Source organism: Streptomyces sp. SYSU D01066-1 (assembly GCF_054956795.1).
In genome coordinates this window covers 360513-380224 of record NZ_JBUDHV010000001.1, presented here as the reverse complement: position 1 = coordinate 380224, position 19712 = coordinate 360513, and the positions used below count along the sequence as shown (strand labels likewise).

Annotated in this window: 14 protein-coding genes; 5 read left to right on the top strand and 9 right to left on the bottom strand. The window is 73.8% G+C overall.

The genetic code is table 11. The annotated features are described in order from the left end of the window. Window positions 1-245: 245 nt before the first annotated feature. The 4 genes from ACY1JF_RS01785 to ACY1JF_RS01770 all read right to left on the bottom strand — a co-directional run bounded on the left by ACY1JF_RS01785 (window position 246) and on the right by ACY1JF_RS01770 (window position 5021). On the bottom strand, window positions 246-1235 hold the full coding sequence (locus tag ACY1JF_RS01785; protein WP_462703141.1) for a malate dehydrogenase: 990 nt from the start codon (window positions 1233-1235) through the stop codon (window positions 246-248). Between the two features lie 390 nt (window positions 1236-1625). Further along, window positions 1626-2957: a helix-turn-helix domain-containing protein gene (locus tag ACY1JF_RS01780; RefSeq protein WP_462703140.1), complete on the bottom strand. Its 1332-nt coding sequence runs from the start codon at window positions 2955-2957 to the stop codon at window positions 1626-1628. A 518-nt stretch (window positions 2958-3475) separates the two neighbouring features. Continuing rightward, window positions 3476-4102 (bottom strand): DUF3017 domain-containing protein, encoded by a 627-nt coding sequence (locus tag ACY1JF_RS01775; RefSeq protein ID WP_462703185.1) that lies wholly within the window; start codon window positions 4100-4102, stop codon window positions 3476-3478. Window positions 4103-4163: 61 nt separating this feature from the next. After that, complete coding sequence (locus ACY1JF_RS01770; protein ID WP_462703139.1) at window positions 4164-5021, bottom strand: bifunctional methylenetetrahydrofolate dehydrogenase/methenyltetrahydrofolate cyclohydrolase; 858 nt, start codon at window positions 5019-5021, stop codon at window positions 4164-4166. 299 nt (window positions 5022-5320) lie between these two features. Between ACY1JF_RS01770 and ACY1JF_RS01765 the strand changes: the two genes are divergently transcribed. The 3 genes from ACY1JF_RS01765 to ACY1JF_RS01755 all read left to right on the top strand — a co-directional run bounded on the left by ACY1JF_RS01765 (window position 5321) and on the right by ACY1JF_RS01755 (window position 8634). Further along, a complete protein-coding gene (locus ACY1JF_RS01765; RefSeq protein ID WP_462703138.1) occupies window positions 5321-6139 on the top strand; it encodes an RDD family protein in 819 nt (272 codons plus the stop codon). A 132-nt stretch (window positions 6140-6271) separates the two neighbouring features. Beyond that, entirely contained in the window at window positions 6272-7018 is a 747-nt protein-coding gene (locus ACY1JF_RS01760) for an FHA domain-containing protein (RefSeq protein WP_462703137.1), read from the top strand. Continuing rightward, entirely contained in the window at window positions 7015-8634 is a 1620-nt protein-coding gene (locus tag ACY1JF_RS01755; RefSeq protein WP_462703136.1) for a serine/threonine protein kinase, read from the top strand. The genes ACY1JF_RS01760 and ACY1JF_RS01755 overlap by 4 nt, the downstream gene beginning before the upstream one ends. A gap of 185 nt (window positions 8635-8819) precedes the next feature. On the opposite strand, the gene purH is transcribed toward ACY1JF_RS01755, so the two are convergent. Next, window positions 8820-10430: a bifunctional phosphoribosylaminoimidazolecarboxamide formyltransferase/IMP cyclohydrolase gene (gene purH, locus ACY1JF_RS01750; RefSeq protein ID WP_462703135.1), complete on the bottom strand. Its 1611-nt coding sequence runs from the start codon at window positions 10428-10430 to the stop codon at window positions 8820-8822. Then, the gene (gene purN / locus ACY1JF_RS01745) at window positions 10427-11065 is read right to left on the bottom strand and encodes a phosphoribosylglycinamide formyltransferase (protein WP_462703134.1); all 639 of its coding nucleotides are present in this window, start codon (window positions 11063-11065) and stop codon (window positions 10427-10429) included. The genes purH and purN overlap by 4 nt, the downstream gene beginning before the upstream one ends. Window positions 11066-11342: 277 nt before the next feature. On the opposite strand from purN, the gene ACY1JF_RS01740 reads away from it, so the two are divergent. Beyond that, window positions 11343-12299, top strand: coding sequence for a hypothetical protein (locus ACY1JF_RS01740; protein ID WP_462703133.1), 957 nt, complete (start codon window positions 11343-11345; stop codon window positions 12297-12299). Window positions 12300-12373: 74 nt separating this feature from the next. On the opposite strand, the gene ACY1JF_RS01735 is transcribed toward ACY1JF_RS01740, so the two are convergent. Then, on the bottom strand, window positions 12374-14278 hold the full coding sequence (locus tag ACY1JF_RS01735; protein WP_462703132.1) for a cell division protein PerM: 1905 nt from the start codon (window positions 14276-14278) through the stop codon (window positions 12374-12376). 104 nt (window positions 14279-14382) lie between these two features. On the opposite strand from ACY1JF_RS01735, the gene ACY1JF_RS01730 reads away from it, so the two are divergent. Beyond that, a complete protein-coding gene (locus ACY1JF_RS01730; protein WP_462703131.1) occupies window positions 14383-15735 on the top strand; it encodes a helix-turn-helix domain-containing protein in 1353 nt (450 codons plus the stop codon). Window positions 15736-15821: 86 nt separating this feature from the next. Here the strand turns inward: ACY1JF_RS01730 and sucD are convergent, their stop codons facing one another. Further along, the gene (sucD, locus tag ACY1JF_RS01725; protein ID WP_462703130.1) at window positions 15822-16706 is read right to left on the bottom strand and encodes a succinate--CoA ligase subunit alpha; all 885 of its coding nucleotides are present in this window, start codon (window positions 16704-16706) and stop codon (window positions 15822-15824) included. Between the two features lie 28 nt (window positions 16707-16734). After that, a complete protein-coding gene (gene sucC, locus ACY1JF_RS01720) occupies window positions 16735-17919 on the bottom strand; it encodes an ADP-forming succinate--CoA ligase subunit beta (RefSeq protein ID WP_462703129.1) in 1185 nt (394 codons plus the stop codon). Between the last annotated feature and the right edge of the window lie 1793 nt (window positions 17920-19712).

Below are 19712 nucleotides of genomic sequence, written 5' to 3'. Positions count from 1 at the left end.
GGTCGCGCGAGGCGGGTGCGAGGTCGCGAGTGAGGGCGTACGAGGTGTGCGTGTGAAGCGTCCGGCGCACGGCGGCCCGCCGCGCACGGGTACGGGTACGGCACCGCACGCCACGGCCACGTCCACGCCGCCCACTCCTGGTCCGAGGAGCGGCTGGACGTCGCCGCCGCGGACGGACAGGACGCCGCGAGCCCCCTCCCGGCCGGTGCCGGAAGGGGGCTCGTGGACGTCGTGGGCGGGGCGGCTCAGATGAGGCCGAGACCGCGGACCGCGTCGCGCTCCTCGGCCAGCTCCTTGACGGAGGCGTCGATGCGGGCGCGCGAGAAGTCGTTGATCTCCAGGCCCTGGACGATCTCGTACTTGCCGTCCTTGCAGGTCACCGGGAAGGAGGAGATGAGGCCCTCGGGGACGCCGTAGGAGCCGTCGGACGGGATGCCCATGGAGACCCAGTCGCCGTCGGCGGTGCCGTTGACCCAGGTGTGGACGTGGTCGACGGCGGCGTTGGCGGCGGAGGCGGCGGAGGACGCGCCCCGGGCCTCGATGATCGCGGCGCCGCGCTTGGCGACGGTCGGGATGAACTCGTCCGCGAGCCACTGCTCGTCGTTCACGACCTCGGCGGCGTTCTTGCCGGCGATGGTGGCGTGGAAGATGTCCGGGTACTGGGTGGCGGAGTGGTTGCCCCAGATGGTGAGCCGCTTGATGTCGGAGACGGCCGCGCCGGTCTTCTTCGCGAGCTGGGTCAGCGCGCGGTTGTGGTCCAGGCGGGTCATCGCGGTGAACCGCTCGGCCGGTACGTCGGGGGCGGCGGCCTGCGCGATCAGCGCGTTGGTGTTGGCCGGGTTGCCGACGACCAGGACCTTGACGTCGTCCGCGGCGTGGTCGTTGATGGCCTTGCCCTGGGGCTTGAAGATGCCGCCGTTGGCCTCCAGCAGGTCACCGCGCTCCATGCCCTTGGTGCGCGGGCGGGCGCCGACGAGCAGACCGACGTTGGCGCCGTCGAAGGCGACGTTCGGGTCGTCGGTGATGTCGATGCCCTGGAGGAGGGGGAACGCGCAGTCGTCCAGCTCCATCGCCGTGCCCTCGGCGGCCTTCAGCGCCGGGGTGATCTCCAGCAGGCGCAGCTTGACCGGCACGTCCGCGCCGAGCAGCTGGCCGGAGGCGATGCGGAAGAGGAGGGCGTAACCGATCTGGCCGGCCGCGCCGGTGACGGTGACGTTCACGGGAGTGCGGGTCATGGCGTTCTCCGTATGACAGCTGGCGGTGGGGCGGCGTCCCTGCCCCGCTACGTTTGATCGATCTCTCGTTATCAAGAGATCCATCCGGCCGTCAGGCTATCGCGCATCCGGCATCCCGGACCTCCGGGTCCCTGTGGCCCGGCCCACAGGCCGTCGGCCCATGGCCCTTCGGGCCCGCGCAGAAGAGGCGGCCGCTCGTCCGGGAGAGGGGGGACGTGAGCGGCCGCCGTATGGGACACCCGTTGCCGGACTCCCGTGGGGGTACTGTCCAGGTGCCCGGGATTCCGCCGGCCATGCCTGCCCGACGGAATCCGTTCGCTTTTCCCGGCTGCCCGGGCTTCCGCCGTTCGGGCTTCCGCTGCGCGGTTCCTCCGGGGCTCAGTCCTCGCGCTACTCCGTGCAGCCCTTCTCCCCCGACGCCAGCGTCACGCACGCCTTGGCGTCGGCCGCGCTCTCGACGGCCACCATCGGCGTGTACGCGATGGTGTCACCGGCCACCGTGATCGACCCGGTCTGCTCGGCCCCGCCGGCGCTCACCTCGACCTCGTCGCCCTGTCCGGCCTGGGTGACCCGGCCCCATGCCGTACCGCAGATCTTGCTGTACCGGACCTCGACGACGGCCGTGCCGACGGTCGCCGTCCGCTCGGTAGTCACCAGGTCCCCGCCGCACCCCATGGTCTCGGCGTCCTTTCCGGTGCACTGGTCGCCGCTGCACTTCACACCGGCCGGCAGGTCCGGGTCGGTGCTCACGGTGGGCGACGGGGACGGACGGGCGTCCGCGTCCTCCCCGCCGCCGTCGTCGAGCAGGAAGAAGGCGCCGGCGACCACGACGAGGACGCCGACCGCGCCCGCGACGAAGGTCGTCAGCCGCTTGCCGCCGCTGCCGGAGCCCTGCCCCGGCCCGTGGTCGCCGGGCGGCGGTCCGCCCTGCGGCCGGGTGAGGGGGGACGGGTAGTCCCCGGCGGTCCCCAGCGCCACGGTGGCGTCCCGCACGGGTCCGCCGGACGGCGCGGTCCCGCGGTTGCCGGAGGGCGCCGGTCCGCGGTAGCCGGCCATGCCCCAGGAGTTGCCGCCCGAGGACGCGCCGGAGACCTCGGCGGCCGGGGCGCTGTCCCGGACCCCGGCGTCCCGGGCCACGCTCCCCCGGGCCGCACCGCCCCGGTCACCGGCCCAGTCCTGGCTGTCGGCGGCCGTCGGCTGCGCCGGAACCGGCGGCACGGTGGGCGCCACCCCGGCCGGACCGGCGATCCCGGGCGTGAGCACCCCGCGGCCGACCGCCCTGCCGCCCCCGGCTCCCACGGCGCCCTTGGCCTCGGCGGCGGCCTTGGCCGGCGCGGCATCCGCGGCGCCCCGGCCACTCCTGGCCTTCTGCTGGGGCGCGGTCGACTCGCCCAGCGCCGCGCGCGCCTGGGAGATCCGGATGGCCTCCATGGTCATGTCGTGCCGCATCTCCGAGCGGCTCCACGCCCGCTCGGCCAGCTCCCACATGGTGGTCAGATGGACCGGATTGGTCCCCGTGACCTCGGCCAGGGCCACGATGGCCCCCTTCGGCGCGAGCAGCCGGCCGTTGAGGTACTTCTCCCAGGACGTCTTGCTGTAGCCCGTGGCGTCGGCCACCGCCGCGATGCTCAGTTCGCTGCGGTCGACGAGTCTGCGCAACTGGCCGGCGAACTCCTTGATCTGCGGATCGAGTTCGTCGGGCAAGGCCTTCCAACGAGGCATTGCTTCCCCCTCTTCCCCCCGGATGTCTTGCTGGGTCGTACTGGTCGTTCCCCCGTGCGCATGCGCTCCGCCGAGTCCCGTTCTGGCTACCCACGGGGATGCGCCCGGCGTGGATCTCGGTTTCCCGGGGTGGGGGCGCACAGAAGCACAGCACCGTGGGCGAGCACCGTCGCACGCCCACTGGCTCGCGGTCCAGTCTCCCATCGAGGCCCCCGTGGCCCCAATCACGGAGAACCATTCTCCCGTCGGGACGCCCCGGACCGTCCCGATTGACCAAGTGAAGCGGTTCTCGGACGAGTTGACCACAGATCCGCGAACTTGTCGTCACATCGTCACACCGAATGCACACGCCCGCGCACGCCCTGTCACGCCGGACGCACGGCTTTCCCCGGTCGCGGAATCGGCGGAGATCCCGGTAACGGAATCGGCGGAGGTCTCGGTAACAGAATCGGCGGAGGCCTTGGTGGACGAACGGTGCCGGGCCACCGCGGGCCGGGTCGCCGCGGGCCGGGCGCGCGTTATTCGCTGCTCACCGTGAAGTGCAGCGTGTCCTTCAGGAACGGGATCTCCAGCACCGGCCGCGGCTGCGCCATCAACGCCAGCAGCACGATGACCAGGCCCAGGAAGCCGTAGGTGGCGATGTCCGTGAAGCGGGACCGTACGGCGAGCATGCCGACGTCGGGCAGGAACCAGCGCAGCGCGGCGCCGCCCAGCAGCGCGAGGCCGATGAGCAGCGTCCCGTACCGGAACACGTCCAGCGCGGTCAGCAGCAGGCCGATTCCGACCAGGCCCGCCACGGTGAGCACCGGCCACTGCCGGGCGGGCGCCGGAGCGTCACCGGGAGCGGCCCGGCCACCGCCCTCGGGAGGTGCGGTGTCCCTGGTGAACAGGGGGAAGCGCCGGGTGACGCGACGCGGGCGGCCCAAGGCGTCGGGGGCGCTGACGGGGTCCCGCACGGTGAAGCCGTCGATGTCGTCGACGGCACCGCCCGCACGGCCGTCGGCGTCGTCACCGGCACCCTCCGCGCGAACGTCCGCGTCACCGCCGGCAGCGCTGTCGCCACCGGCACCGTTCCGGCGGGCGTCGCCACCGGCCGCGTCCGTCCTCGCCGTCCCGGCCGCGTTCCCGGCCGCCCCCTGCGCCACCCCGGCCTCCGTCACCGTGTCCGTGTCCGTGTCCCGTTTCCGGGCCGTGCCCGCGGCCTCCTCATCGGCCGGCACTGCGCTCCGCCGCCTCGACCACGTTGACGAGCAGCTGGGCCCGGGTCATCGGGCCGACGCCGCCGGGGTTGGGGGAGATCCAGGCGGCGACCTCGGCGACGTCCGGGTGGACGTCGCCGACGATCTTGCCCTCGGCGTTGCGCGAGACGCCGACGTCGAGGACGGCCGCGCCCGGCTTGACGTCCTCGCCCCGGACCAGGTGCGGGGAGCCGGCCGCGGCGACGATGATGTCCGCGCGCTTGAGGTGGGCGGACAGGTCGCGCGTACCCGTGTGGCACTGGGTCACGGTCGCGTTCTCGCTGCGCCGGGTGAGCAGCAGCGGCATCGGCCGGCCGATGGTGACCCCGCGGCCGACGACCACGACCTCGGCGCCCTTGATCTCCACGCCGTGGCGGCGCAGCAGGGTGAGGATGCCGTTGGGGGTGCAGGGCAGCGGCGCCGGCTCGTTCAGCACGAGACGGCCGAGGTTCATCGGGTGCAGGCCGTCCGCGTCCTTCTCCGGGTCCATCAGCTCCAGGATGCGGTTCTCGTCGATGCCCTTGGGCAGCGGCAGCTGGACGATGTAGCCGGTGCAGGCCGGGCCCTCGTTCAGCTCGCGGACGACCGCCTCGATCTCCTCCTGCGTCGCCGTGGCGGGCAGCTCGCGCTGGATGGAGGCGATGCCGACCTGGGCGCAGTCCCGGTGCTTGCCGGCGACGTACTTCTGGCTGCCGGGGTCCTCCCCGACGAGGACCGTGCCGAGACCGGGCGTGACCCCCTTCTCCTTCAGGGCCGCCACGCGGGCGGTCAGTTCGGACTTGATCGCGGCTGCGGTGGCCTTGCCATCGAGAATCTGGGCGGTCATGCCTCCCATCCTCGCGGATGACCGCCCTCCTGTTCCAATCCGGCCGTCATCCGGTCACCGCCCGGGCGGCTCCGGGCGGCTCCGGGCGGCGGTGGACGGGTTGTCCCGCCGTATCCGCTCTTGATCAAGGATGTTGCACTTGCACAACAGTGCGGCGATCGGCTGGACAAGGGCTCGGCCCGCCGACGACGATGAACGGCGCAGTACCGCGGTCAAGCTCGGGGGGCGAACCGCTCATGTCCTGACGTTCCTCCACGGCGTCCGCACCGTCCCCGCTTGCGCAATGGAGGAATCCCGCCATGAGTTTCGGCTCGCCCAACAACCCGTACGGTCAGCCGCAGAACCCCCCTCCCGGGCACGACGCCCCCCAGGAGGGCCGGCCCGGCCAGCCGGGTCACGGCGTGCCGCAGAACCAGCCGGGTCAGCCGGGTCAGCCGGGTCAGCCGGGTCAGCCGGGTCAGCCGGGTCAGCCGGGTCAGCCGGGTCAGCCGGGTCAGCCGGGTCAGCCGGGCTACGGCTACCCCCAGCAGCCGGGCCAGCAGGGCCAGCCCGGCTACGGCTACCCGCAGGCGCCCCCGGTCCCGCCGCAGCAGGGGTACGCCTACCCGCAGCAGGCCGGTTACCCGGGCGGGCCGCGCGTCGCCTCCATGGCCCGCCGCTTCAGCGCCCGGCTGATCGACGGCGCGGCCTTCCTCATCATCTACCTCGTCCTCGTCTTCATCGGGGCGGCCGGCTCGATCGGGGACATCCAGGACTGCGACCCGGCCTCCGTCACCTACGACAGCTGCGTGAACGACGCCAGCTCGGACTTCGTGAGCTCGTTCGGCGCGGTGGTCGGCGTGTTCCTGCTCATCGGCGTTCTCTACGAGTGGCTGATGACCGGCCTGGTGGGCGCCACCCTCGGCAAGCTCTGCGTCGGCATCCGCGTGGTGAAGGTCGACACCGGCCAGAAGCCGGGCCTGGGGTCGTCGTTCATCCGCTACATCATCCCGGCGGTCGGCGGCTTCGCCTGCTGTATCGGCCAGCCGCTCATCTACCTGTCCCCGTTCTGGGACAAGTCCGGCCGCCAGCAGGGCTGGCACGACAAGGCGGCCAGCACGATGGTCATCCAGAACTGACCGCGTCACCCGTACGGGGTCCGGTTCTCGCCGTTCAACCGTGAGGGCCGTGTTCCACCCTTTCGAGGGGGACACGGCCCTCACGTGTCCCCCTAGGCTGGCCGGGGCAGCCGGCAGGCACGGGGAGACACCTTGTACAGCATCATCGTGGTACCTCCGCCGCCCGCGGAGGACGGACGGGACCGTACGCAACTGCGGCTCGCTCCCGGCGAGCGGCTCGCCTTCGGGCGGTCGGTGGCCGCGGACGGCCTGCTGATCGCGCACGACGGGGTGTCCCGCAGAGCGGGTGAGATCGCCGCCCAGGGCACCTTCTGGACCCTGAGCAACCTCTCCGGCCACCAGACGTACGTGGTGGAGAACCCGGAGGGCGCGGGCGAGCACATCAAGGTGGCGCCGGGCCGGCTGGACGCGCCGGTGCCGTTCGAGTTCTCGCGGATCGTGCTGCCCGCGGCGGGCGACCTGCTCCCCGTGGAGGTGTGGGCACCGCGCCACGACTACCTGCGCGCCGAGGACGGGACCGACGGCGAGCCCACCGCGCCCGCCTTCTCCGTGGACCGCACCAAGCGCTACTTCGCGGTCCTGGCCGCCCTGTGCGAGCCGCGTCTGCGGGGCGCGCCGCACGCCCCGCCGCCCACCGTCGACCAGGTCGTGGAGCGGCTGCGCCCCACCTGGCCGGCCGCGTCCCGCACCTCGGTGCAGTGGAACATCGACTACCTGGCCGTCAAGCTGCGCCTCAAGCCCGGTCCGGAGACGGCCGAGCCGGGCACGCGGCTGAACGGCAAGAAGGAGTCGCTGGTGTCGCTGGCGCTCCGCTTCGACCTGGTCCGCGAGGACGACCTGGTGGTCCTCGCGGCGCCGTCCCGGCGGGCGCCGCGGTGACCGAGCCGTACGCCGTGCCGGTGCCCCGGGGCTACCGGGTGGGCGGCTGGGAGGTGCGCGAGCCGATCGCGACCGGCGCCTTCGGCAGCGTGTACGCGGCACGCCGGGCCGGGACCGAGGGGGGCGGGCCAAACGCGCCGGACTCGGTCGCCCTGAAGTTCCTGCCCACCGGCACGGGGACGCCCCGCCAACTGGCCCACCTGCGCGAACTGACCGACCGTGAGGTGCGGTTGCTCGGCCGGCTGCGGCGGCCCCGGCTGGTGCGGATGTACGAGACCCTCGTCGTGGACGACCCCGGCACGCCCCGCCTCGACGGCGCCACCGTCCTCGTGCTGGAGCGGGCCGAGGGCTCCCTGTCCGGCCTGCTGGCCGCCGCCCCGTGTCCGCCGTCCGGTCCCGTCCTGCTCGCCCAGGTCTGCGAGGGCCTGGCCCAGCTGCACCGGGCCGGCTGGGTGCACGGTGACCTGAAGCCGGGCAACGTGCTGCTGATGGCGGACGGTTCGGTCCGTCTCGCCGACTTCAACATGGCCGCGGAGCTGGAGGGCACCCACGCCTACACGCCCGCCTTCTCGACCCCGGACTACACCCCGCCCGAGCTGCTGTGGTCCGAGGTCGGGGAGCGGGGGCGGCAGACCCGCCCGTCCGCCGACGTCTGGGCCTTCGGGGTCCTCGCCCACCTGGTGCTCACCGGTTCCTTCCCGCTGCCCGGCGGCACCCCCACGGCCCGCCGCGACGCGGCCGTCGCCTACGCCCGCGGCGGCGACGAGCTGCGCCTGTCGCCCGGGCTGCCCGACGCGTGGCGGGGGATCGTCCGCGCCTGTCTGACCCCTACGCACGCCGACCGGATCGGCACCGAGGCGCTGCTGCGCCGGGTCTCGGACGCCATGGCCGCGGCCACGGCCGCGGCACCGGCCGGACGGCGATCGCGCCGGCCGCCGCGCCCGTTCGCCCGCCGGGACCGCCGGGACCGCCCCGGAGGACGCCGCCGGCGCCTGCTCGTCGCGAGCGCCGCCACGGTGGCCGTCGCCGCGCTGGCGTACGGCGTCGTCGACCGGTCCGGCACCGGTCCGCACCGGCAGGCCGGCGGCGGCACGAAAACGGCCGACGGCGCGGCCGTCGCCGCCGCCTCCTACGGCTCCGCCGAGCTGCGCACCGACCGGGGCGTCCCGGCCGCCTACCGGCTGCTGATCGTGGAGACGGCGCACGACTGCGCCGACGAGGACGTCACACCGGCGCTGATCGCCGCCATGCTGAAGGTGGAGAGCGACTTCGACCCGGACCTGGCCGACTACGAACTCGACGAGTACGGCATCGCCCGGTGGACGCCGAAGGTGCTGCGCTGGTGGATGAACGACGACGGCACCCCCGCCGAGACGGTGCCCGAACCCCCGTTCCCCCCGGCCGAGTCCATCCCGGCGATGGGCCGCTACCTGTGCTGGATCGCCCCCCGCCTGGACGACGACCTGCCCGGCGACCGCCGGGTCCTGATCGCCGCCGCCTACCGGACGTCGTACCGCACGGTGAACGACGCGGCCGGTGTTCCCCCGAAGTACCGCGACTACGCCGGCCGCGTCGCCCACCACCTCAAGGAATACACGCCTCCGGGCCGGAAGTGACCCTGGGACTTCTCAGGTCCGCCGGACGGCGGGGCCACCCTGTACGCCGTCACCGGGGCCACCCTGCACATCGACGGCGGGCCACCCTGTACGCCGACGGCGGCGGGATGCGGATACGGGTCCGGCGGTACGGGAGCGAGGGCGTCGCCCCCGTTCCCGTACCGCCGGCGGTCACGTCGCCGGAATCAGTGGAAGAAGTGCCGCGTCCCGGTGAAGTACATGGTCACGCCGGCCTTCCGCGCGGCCTCGACCACCAGCTCGTCCCGGACCGAGCCGCCCGGCTGGACGACCGCCTTCACACCGGCCTCGGTGAGGATCTCCAGGCCGTCGGGGAAGGGGAAGAACGCGTCGGAGGCGGCGTACGCCCCCCGCGCCCGCTCGGCGCCCGCCCGCTCCACGGCCAGCTTCGCGGAGTCGACCCGGTTGACCTGGCCCATGCCGACGCCGACCGAGGCGCCGTCCTTGGCGAGCAGGATGGCGTTGGACTTGACCGCCCGGCACGCCTTCCAGGCGAAGGCCAGCTCGGCCAGCTCCGCCTCCGACAGCGCCTCGCCGGTGGCCAGGGTCCAGGTGGCCGGGTCGTCGCCCTCGGCCTGGAGCCGGTCGGTGACCTGGAGCAGGGCGCCGCCGTCGATCGGCTTGACCTCGATGGGGTGGGCCGGGGCCCCGGGGCAGCGCAGTACGCGGATGTTCTTCTTCTTGGTGAGGGCTTCGAGGGCGCCGTCCTCGTAGTCCGGCGCGACGATGACCTCGGTGAAGATCTCCGCGACCTGCTCGGCCATCTCCTTGCTGACCGGGCGGTTCACGGCGATCACGCCGCCGAACGCGGAGAGCGGGTCGCAGGCGTGCGCCTTGCGGTGCGCCTCGGCGACGTCCGCGGCGACCGCGATGCCGCACGGGTTGGCGTGCTTGATGATCGCGACGCAGGGCTCGGCGTGGTCGTACGCGGCACGGCGGGCGGCGTCCGTGTCCGTGTAGTTGTTGTACGACATCTCCTTGCCGTGCAGCTGCTCGGCCCGGGCGAGACCGCCGTCCGCGGCGGAGTCGCCGACCGACGCCGGCGCGGTGTAGAGCGCGGCGGGCTGGTGCGGGTTCTCGCCGTAGCGCAGGGTGCGCGAGCGCTCCAGACTGGTGGCGAGGAACTCCGGGAAGACCCCCCCGGCGGAGCCGCTGTCGGATTCCGTGTCGGCCGGGGCGTAGGACGAGGCGAACCAGGAGGAGACCGCGATGTCGTACTCGGCGGTGTGCCGGAACGCCTCGGCGGCCAGCCGCTTGCGGGTGGCCAGGTCGAACCCGCCGTCCTTGGCGGCGGCCAGCACGTCGGCGTAGCGGGCGGGGCTGGTGACCACGGTGACCGAGGGGTGGTTCTTGGCGGCGGCGCGGACCATCGAGGGGCCGCCGATGTCGATCTGCTCGACGCACTCGTCGGGGGAGGCGCCCGAGGCGACGGTCTCGCGGAACGGGTAGAGGTTGACCACGACCAGGTCGAACGGCGCCACGCCCAGCTCGTCGAGCTGCTGCCGGTGGCTCTCCAGGCGCAGGTCGGCGAGGATGCCGGCGTGCACCTTGGGGTGCAGGGTCTTGACCCGGCCGTCCAGGCACTCGGGGAAGCCGGTGAGGTCCTCGACCTTGGTGACCGGGACGCCGGCGGCGGCGATGCGGCCGGCCGTGGACCCGGTGGAGACGAGTTCGACGCCCGCCTCGTGCAGGCCGCGGGCGAGGTCCTCGAGGCCGGTCTTGTCGTAGACGCTGACCAGTGCGCGGCGGATGGCCCGCTTGTTGCTCTCGGCGGTCACTGGATAACTACCTTTCGTCCCTCGATCGAATAGCCGTTGCGGGCGAGCCGCCCCACGACGTCGACGAGCAGCCTTCGCTCGACTTCCTTGATGCGCTCGTGCAGAGCGCTCTCGTCGTCCTCGTCCCGGATCTCCACCACGCCCTGCGCGATGACCGGTCCGGTGTCGACGCCGTCGTCGACGAAGTGGACGGTGCACCCGGTGACCTTCGCGCCGTACGCGAGCGCGTCGCGCACGCCGTGGGCGCCCGGGAAGCTGGGCAGGAGGGCGGGGTGGGTGTTGACCAGCCGCCCGCCGAACCGCGCGAGGAACTCCCTGCCCACGATCTTCATGAACCCGGCCGAGATCACGAGGTCGGGCTCGTGCGCGGAAACGGCCTCGGCGAGCGCGAGGTCCCACTCCTCGCGGGTGGCGTAGTCCCCGACCTTCGTGACGAAGGTCGGCAGCCCGGCCCGCTCGGCGCGCGCGAGCCCCTCGAGGCCGCCGCGGGCGGCGCCGACCGCGACGATCCGGGCCCCGTAGGCCTCGCTGCCGGTGGCGTCGATCTCGTCGAGGAGCGCCTGGAGGTTGGTGCCGGATCCGGAGACCAGGACGACGAGGCGCGCGACGCGCTCGGCCACGGGCTTGGCGGCCACGATGGGGCCCTTTCTCGGGGAAACGGGTGCGTGCGGCCGGTCCGTACCACCGCGTTTGTGCGGTCATACGAATGCTTCACGCCCCCGGATACGGGGAAGCCTACGAAGCAGCCGACCGGCAGCAACGATACCGGCACTCCGGACGGCCCCCTCGGGACGGGGGCGTGGCCGGAAGGTAGCGTCTGGTTGGAGGCTCGCCGGGAACGCTGTCCGCGCACCGCGCGTTCACCACTCGTAACCACCCGATCGCCACTGCCAAGGGGAAGACGCTCACTTGATGCCGGACCGCAGCCCGCGACTGCTCACGCTCCCCCAGCAGTCGGCGCAGGGAAGGGAGCACGGCGCCGTCGTGCTGCTGCGGGAGCGCCCGTCCTCTCCGCCCGACGCGCCGGGTGGCCGCGGGCCCGGCGAGGGGCGGGGCGAGGGGCGGGACGGGGCCCGGAAGGGTGCCCGGTGGAGTTTCCGGGACGGTGCCCGGCGGGATTCCCGGGAGGGCGGCCGGCCGGGGTCCTCGGAAGACTCCCAGCAGGGGCCCTGGGAGGACTCCCGGCAGGGGCCTCGGGAGGGCCAGGGGCCTCGGGAGGGCGCCCAGCAGGAGGACAACCCCTTCGCCCCGCCGCCCGAGGGCTCCCCCGACCAGCCCTGGCGGCCGCGGCACCCGTCCGGCGGCGACGGCTCGCGGGGCTCCTCGGGCCACGGTGACGGCGGCCGGCCGTGGGGCGGTCAGTGGAGCGAGCGGCAGCCCGGCCGCTCCCCCGGCGGTTTCGGTGAGCGCCCCGGCGTCCCGGGCGGCGGTTTGGACCAGCAGTCCGGTGCCCCCGGCCCGCGCTGGGACCCCACCGACCCCGCCCAGCGCCGCGCTCGCTACGCCCTGCTGAGCGGCATGTGGGCCCTGTTCTTCGCGCTGTTCAGCTGGGGGTACGTGGCGCTGCTGCTGGGCTCCCTGGCCCTGTACTGGGGCATCAGCGCCCTGCGCGCCAAGCCCCGCGCCGCCGCAGACCCGGACACCCCGGCGCCCGAGCAGCCGCCCGGCCGCCCGCAGACCACCGCCGCCGTCAGCGGCCTGGTCACGGCCTCGCTGGGCATCCTGCTGGTCGCCGTGTCCTTCGCCGCGCAGGTGGTCTACAGCGACTACTACACCTGCCGGAGCGACGCCCTCACCAACGAGGCCAAGCAGTCGTGCAGCCGGCATCTGCCGGAGGAGCTGCGGGGGGTGCTGGGGACGGAGGGCTGAACCGGCGCCGCGCGTCGGCTCCGTCGGCCACCTCACGTCGGCTCCTTCGCCTCCGTCGCCTCATATTGCCTCCGTCACCTCGGCCGCCTCCTTCGCCTCCGTCCTGTCTGCTGAGCCTGGCGCACCTGGCGCACCTGGCGTACCTGGCGTACGTGCCGCACCTGGCGTACATGCCGTACCCGGCGTCCCTCCGCACCCGGTCTCCCCCGCCGCCCCAGCCGTACCCGGCGGCCCAGCCATCCCAGCCGTACATCGCGCCCCCGGCGCCTCCGGCGGCCCAGCCACCCCAGCCGTACCTCACGTCCCCAGCGGCCCAGCCACCCCAGCCGTACCTCACGTACCCCACGTACCCGGTGTACCCGGCGTACCGCCCGAACGGCGCGGCGTCCTCGTCCGCCGGTCCCGCGGCCCCTCGCCCCGGCCTCCGTAGGACCGCGTCGCCTCCTGGCCGACGAAGGCGACGGCGATCGCGACGACAGTGGCAACGGCACCCGCCGCCGACCGCGCCCGCCCGCGGCCTCACCCCCGCCCTCCGCGAGCGGCGGCCGCACGGCGGCGGCCCGCCGCAGCCAGAGCCGTACGACCAGTGCCGTCGGCACGGCCACCGGCCAGATCCACGCCAGCGCCGCAGCCCCGGCCTGCCACCACACCGGCCCGAAACGGGCGAGGACCGCATTGCCGATCGGTCCCGCGGACAGCGCGGCGAGCGACGCGACCAGGAGCGCGCAGAGGAGCGCCGCGAGGGAGGCGGCGACGGCCGTGCGCCTGCTCGACCAGGGGTCGGAGCGGCCCTCACCGCCCGCCGGGCCGCCCGGGGCCGGTGAGGTCAGCGTGGGCACCGGGGCACGGGCGGGCGCGGTGGCCGCCCGGGCGGTGCACCACCCCACGGTCCCGCCGGCGGCCAGCGGCACCGCGGCCACCAGCCAGTGCAGCGGCGTTCCGGGACCGGCGTCCGGCACCGCCGCCAGCAGCGGCAGCGGCGGCAGCAGCGCGGCGGGGGCCGAGGCGGACGGGCCGACGGAATGACCGGTGCCGAGCACGAAGCCCGGACCGAGGGAGTACGCCGCCCCCCAGACGGCCGCGTTCGGCACCAGCGCGAGGCACAGCAGCAGGACGGAGAACCGCCCCGCCCAGCCGTCCGCCAGCAGCAGGAACGCCCCGCGGGCCGCCCCGCCGTGCCCCACCAGCGACACCAGGAACAGCAGGGCCCCGCCGCCGACGAGCACCGCCGCCCCGGCACCCGCCGCCCGCGCCGAGGCCCCCACCCGCGCGTCCGGCTCCACGATCAGTTCCCGCGGGGTCCGGGGCAGGAGCCGCAACGCCCGGCCCACCGGTCCTCCCGGGCGGCCGAACGCCGTCCACGTCCCCGTACCCGCCGCGGCCATGGCCACCAGCGGCAGCCACACCGCCGCCTCCGCCCAGGAAGGCCGCAGCGCGCCGCCGTCCGCGTTGTCCGCGTGCAGCGTCACCGGCAGGGCGACGGCCAGGTAGCCGAGGACCACGCCCGCCCAGGCGTTGCGCGCGGAGACCGGCGGCGGGCCCGGACGGTCCTGGACCTGGACACCGGGCCCCGCCCCCACGGTCACGCCCACACCGTCCCCGGGGTCGGTCACGTCCCGGGCGGCGCGGTGCAGCAGCCAGACGGGCAACAGGGTGAGGAGCAGCGGGGTGACCCCGACGGGGGCGGGGGCGCCGGAGAGGGTGTCGGGACGGACCAGTTCGACGCCGTGGGCGAGCAGCCACAGGCTCGCCGCGGCGTGCAGGGCGCCGCCGGCCCCGCTGTCGGGGTACGGCGAGCTGATCCACACCACCGTCACCAGGACTGCCAGCGAGGCGAGTCCGAGTCCCGCGGCGACCGCTCCGCCGAGCAGACCGGTGGCGAGACCCGGCGAACGGTCACGCCACCGGGCGAGCAGGAGGGACGGCAGGGAGGACAGCAGGGGGGACGGCGGCGGTCGGCGAACGGTCGTGGGAATCACGTCGTCATGCTCCCAACGACACGCGCCTTCTCGTCGTAACAGGCGAAGACACGCTGTGTCGCCCAATATATGTTTATGTACTTTTTCGCACGGAGGGGCGCCTGGTGACGGAGAGTCCTGCCATTCCGCTTCCCCCTCCCAAGGCACGCCGACGCCTGCGGGAGGCCGCCTCGCTGACACAGGCTCAGCTCGCGGCACGGGTGGGTGTCACCCGTGAGACGGTACGTGCGTGGGAGACGGGCCGCTCGACTCCGCGCGGCCGGAAGCGGGAGGCGTACGCGAAGCTGCTGGCCAGGCTGGCCCGAGAGACACAGGGGACACGGGAGACGCAGGGGACGCCGGAGACTCAGGGTACGCAAGGGGCGCAGAAGACTCAGGGTACGAAAGGGACTCAGGGGGCGCCGGGGACGCGGGAGGTCGGCAAGGCGGTCGCGGCGCGGTCCGAGGCCCCCTCGCCCGCCGCACCCGCGGCCCCGCAGCCGGACCGGGAACGGGAGCCGAAGACTGAGCCGGCCCAGGGGCCGGTCCCGCAGCCGGCTCGGGAGCCGGCCCCGCAGCCGACCTCGCGGCCCGATCCGGAACCCGTTCCGCAGCCGCAGGGGGATCCGCCGCCCGAACCTCGGAGTGAGCCGCCGCGTGAGCCGGAACCGGCCCCGCCTCCCCTGACGCCCGCTCAGGGGTTCGACGCGCTGTACGCGTTCTGCGCCCCCGCCCTCGTACGGCAGGCGTATCTGCTCACCGGCCGGCGCGAACTGGCGCGCGAGTCGGTCGAGCGGGCCTTCCAGCTCGCCTGGGACCGCTGGCCCGAGGTGGCCCGCGACCGGGACCCGGCGGGCTGGGTGCGGGCGGCGGCGTACGAGTTCGCCCTCTCGCCCTGGCACCGGTTCCGGCTGCGCCGCCGGCGGTCCGAACCGCCCGCCGCCGACGCCTCCGACCGCGTCCTGCTGGACGCCCTGCTGACGCTTCCGCCCCCTCGCCGCCGCACCCTCGTCCTCTACGACGGCGTCGGCCTGGGCCTGCCGGAGACGGCGGCGGAGACGGAGGCGACCACCCCGGCGGCGGCGAACCGCCTGCTGAGCGCCCGTGAGGCCGTCGCCGCCCGGCTGCCGGAACTGGCCGACCCGGCGGAGCTGCGCCGGCGCCTGGCCGGGCTGGCGTCCACCGCGCGGCTGCGGGCGGCCGACGCGCCGGCCGTGCGGACGGGCGGTGAACGCCGGGCCCGGTTCTGGACGAGGGCCGCGATCGCCTTCACGGCGGCCCTGATCGGCACGACGACGCTGACCCTGTGGACGGCTCCGACGAAGTACGAACCACCGGTGCCCGCGGGGCAGGCGGTACGGGGCGTACCGGCCCGGGTGGCGCCGGGGGCGCTGTCGGACGAGGAGCTGGAGCTGCGGGACAAGTTGCGGCAGCAGCTCCAGGACGGGCCGGAACGACTGGTTCCGCAGGGTCGCTGAGCTACCGCCCCGCTCTGCGGAAGGGCCCGCGCCCCGGGAGGAGTTCCGGGGGCGCGGGCCCTTTCCTGTCGTGCGGTGCGGGAGGTTCAGCCGGCGAGGATCTCGCGCGCCAGCTTCGCCGTCTCGGTCGGCGTCTTGCCGACCTTGACGCCCGCGGCCTCCAGGGCCTCCTTCTTCGCCTGGGCGGTGCCGGACGAGCCGGAGACGATGGCGCCGGCGTGGCCCATCGTCTTGCCCTCGGGCGCGGTGAAGCCCGCGACGTAGCCGACGACCGGCTTGGTCACGTTCTCCTTGATGAAGTCCGCGGCCCGCTCCTCGGCGTCGCCGCCGATCTCGCCGATCATGACGATCAGGTCGGTCTCGGGGTCGTCCTGGAACGCCTTGAGCGCGTCGATGTGCGTGGTGCCGATGATCGGGTCGCCACCGATGCCGACGGCGGTGGAGAAGCCGATGTCCCGCAGCTCGTACATCATCTGGTACGTCAGCGTGCCGGACTTCGACACCAGGCCGATGCGGCCCGGCTTGGTGATGTCGCCCGGGATGATGCCGACGTTCGACTGGCCCGGGGTGATGATGCCGGGGCAGTTCGGGCCGATGATGCGGGTCTTGTTGCCCTTCTTGCCCGCGTACGCCCAGAACGACGCCGAGTCGTGCACGGCGATGCCCTCGGTGATGACGACCGCGAGCGGGATCTCGGCGTCGATGGCCTCGACGACGGCGTCCTTGGTGAACTTCTCCGGCACGAAGATGACGGACACGTTCGCGCCGGTCTTCTCGATGGCCTCCTTGACGGTGCCGAAGACCGGTACCTCGGTGCCGTCGAAGTCCACGGACTGACCCGCCTTGCGCGGGTTCACGCCGCCCACGACGTTGGTGCCGTCGCCGAGCATGAGCTTGGTGTGCTTCATGCCGGTGGCGCCGGTCATGCCCTGGACGATGACCTTGCTGTCCTTGTTGAGCCAGATAGCCATGGTGTGTTGGTGTCCTCGTCCTGAGTGCTTACTTGGCGGCGGCGTGAGCCAGCTCGGCGGCCTTGTCGGCGGCGCCGTCCATGGTGTCGACGCGCTGCACCAGCGGGTGGTTCGCGTCGGTGAGGATCTTGCGGCCCAGCTCGGCGTTGTTGCCGTCGAGGCGGACGACCAGCGGCTTCTCGACCTTCTCGCCGCGGTCCTCCAGGAGCTTCAGCGCCTGGACGATGCCGTTGGCGACCTCGTCGCAGGCGGTGATGCCGCCGAAGACGTTGACGAAGACGGACTTGACGTCCGGGTCGCCGAGGATGATCTCCAGGCCGTTCGCCATGACCTGGGCGGAGGCGCCGCCGCCGATGTCCAGGAAGTTGGCGGGCTTGACGTCGCCGTGCTTCTCACCGGCGTACGCGACGACGTCCAGGGTGCTCATGACGAGACCCGCGCCGTTGCCGATGATGCCGACCTCGCCGTCGAGCTTGACGTAGTTGAGGTTCTTCTCCTTGGCGGCGGCCTCGAGCGGGTTGGCCGCGGCCTTGTCGTGGAGTTCCTCGAAGTCGGGGTGACGGAACTCGGCGTTGTCGTCCAGCGACACCTTGCCGTCGAGGGCGATGACGTCACCGGAGGCGACCTTGGCCAGCGGGTTGACCTCGACCAGGAGGGCGTCCTCCTTGATGAAGGTGTCCCACAGCTTGACCAGGACGTCGGCGACCTTGTCGGCGACCTCGGCCGGGAACTTCGCGGCCTCGACGATCTCGCGCGCCTTCTCCGGCGTCACGCCGTCGATCGCGTCGATCGGGGTCTTGGCGACGGCCTCCGGACGGGTGGCGGCCACCTCCTCGATCTCCATGCCGCCCTCGACGGAGGCGATGGAGAGGAAGGTGCGGTTGGCACGGTCGAGGAGGAAGGAGACGTAGTACTCCTCCAGGATCTCCGGGGCCGTCTCGGCGATCATCACCTTGTGGACCGTGTGGCCCTTGATGTCCATGCCGAGGATGTCCGTCGCGCGGGCGACGGCCTCGTCCGCCGAGGCGGCGAGCTTGACGCCGCCGGCCTTGCCGCGACCGCCCACCTTCACCTGGGCCTTGACGACGGACTTGCCACCGAGGCGCTCAGTGGCTGCGCGGGCCGCCTCAGGCGTGTCGATGACTTCACCGGCCAGCACCGGTACATCGTGCTTGGCGAAGAGGTCCCTCGCCTGGTACTCGAACAGGTCCACGCGCTTCCGTCCCTATCAGTGATCTAGCGGTTCGTTGGATGCGTGGGCGTGCCGCGAAGGGCAACGTGACGTCCGCTGTCACAGGGGAGGCGCACACGGTGTCCGAGCGCGCGGCATGTCCGTCTCGCAGGTTATCGCCGCTTGCGGACGGTCTCTAAATCCCATCTCACACCTGAGCGGTGATACCTGTCACATGATGTCTCCCACCCTGGCACCGCGTGCCGCAGGCGGGACGGACGGCGGCACGGGGGCGGATCGCGGACGGGGGGCGGGATCGCGGACGGGGGCGGAGCGGGGCTGGGGGTGGGGGTGGGCGGAGTGGGGCTGAGGGTGGGGCTGAGGTGGGGGCGGGCGGAGGTGGGTGCGGGAAACGGGTGGGGCCGGGGCGATCGGGGTGAGGACGGAGCGAGGGCGGGTGAGTCCGTACGTGGCATCGCACGGGATTGCGCGGCGTCGCGTGACGCTGTGCGGCGTTTGGCGGGCACGCTCGGGGCCTCACCGGGCTGGGGTCGGCCCGGTGAGGCCGGTGAACACCCCTGAGCTACGGCGATGCCGGCGCTCCGGGGCGTGGGGTGACCGGTCCCCACCCCTGGGGACCGGCCCGACCCCGACCGCGGTCTCCCGTCACCGGACGGAACCGATGGATTTCGGCCGTCCGGCACCGGAGGGTCCGCGGCGTCGATACCCGTCCTGCGGACACGGACACGGACATGGGCACGGACGCGGGCACGGACGCCGGAGTCCGGGCGTCGGCGCAGTCGCAGTCGCAGTCGCAGTCCGCGTAGGCCGCAGGACGGAAGCTGGGCAGTGGTGCGGGAGGGTGCCGGGGGCGGCCGGGGCGCCGAGGCGTCGGCGCCCCGGCCGCACGACGGAGGCGCGCACACGATTCGCCGAACCGAACGAGCTACGACGGACTACGCCGAGCTGCGACGACGGACGGCGTGGCGACGGCAGGACCCGGAACAACGGGTCGGTCGTGTCACTGCCCCCGGAGCCGGGCTAGGCGGGGGAAACGGGAATGTCCCGGCACCGGTCGCGGATGTCGCCCGCGTCGGCGTACGCGACGGCACCGGGTGCGAGTCGCAGGGGGATGCGGGTACTCAGGGCGACGGCAGGCGCGTCACCGTGCCGCGGCGTGCCGTGATCGGCAGCGGACGCGTCGCCCAACGCGCCGTCCGGGTCCCCGGCGGGCGTCTGGTGAAGGGGACCGGGCGCGTAACCCGCGCCCAGGGCCGGGCGGCCGTCACCACTTCCGCCGAAGCCCGCCGGCCCACCGGCGAACCTCGGTCCATACATTCCGGCCGCCAGGGACCGCGCGCCCTCCTGGCCTGCGGCCACCTGACCGTCGGCGCTGCGACCGCCGGTCGCGGACGTGGCCGCCGGCACCGGCGGCTCCGGCGGCTCCGGCGGCTCCGGCGGCTCCGGCGGCTCCGGCGGCTCCGGCGGCGACGCGGACTCGTCCGGAGCGGGCCCGGCTCCACCAGGTCCGGCCGGGACTCCGATCGGGGCGGGCAGCAGGTCTGCCGACAGCGCGGGGGGCACCGGCAACACGGGGAGCCCCGGAAGCACGGGCTCGGCCGGAGCTACGGGGGACACGGGAAACGCGGGCCAGACAGGGGGCGCCGAACCACCGACCAGGTCGGACACGACGGGGAGGTCTGACAGGACAGGCAGATCCGACAGGACAGGCCGGTCGGAGAGAACCGGCAGATCGGAGAGGACCGGCAGGTCCGACGAACCCAACGGACCCGGCAGGCCCGGCAGGCCCGGCAAGACCGACAGGGCTGGCGGGC

Bases quoted from the DNA above. Each gene is read 5' to 3' on its own strand.
- ACY1JF_RS01785 (WP_462703141.1), bottom strand. From the start codon at position 1,235: ATGACCCGCACTCCCGTGAACGTCACCGTCACCGGCGCGGCCGGCCAG.
- ACY1JF_RS01780 (WP_462703140.1), bottom strand. From the start codon at position 2,957: ATGCCTCGTTGGAAGGCCTTGCCCGACGAACTCGATCCGCAGATCAAG.
- ACY1JF_RS01770 (WP_462703139.1), bottom strand. From the start codon at position 5,021: ATGACCGCCCAGATTCTCGATGGCAAGGCCACCGCAGCCGCGATCAAG.
- ACY1JF_RS01765 (WP_462703138.1), top strand. From the start codon at position 5,321: ATGAGTTTCGGCTCGCCCAACAACCCGTACGGTCAGCCGCAGAACCCC.
- ACY1JF_RS01740 (WP_462703133.1), top strand. From the start codon at position 11,343: ATGCCGGACCGCAGCCCGCGACTGCTCACGCTCCCCCAGCAGTCGGCG.
- sucD (WP_462703130.1), bottom strand. From the start codon at position 16,706: ATGGCTATCTGGCTCAACAAGGACAGCAAGGTCATCGTCCAGGGCATG.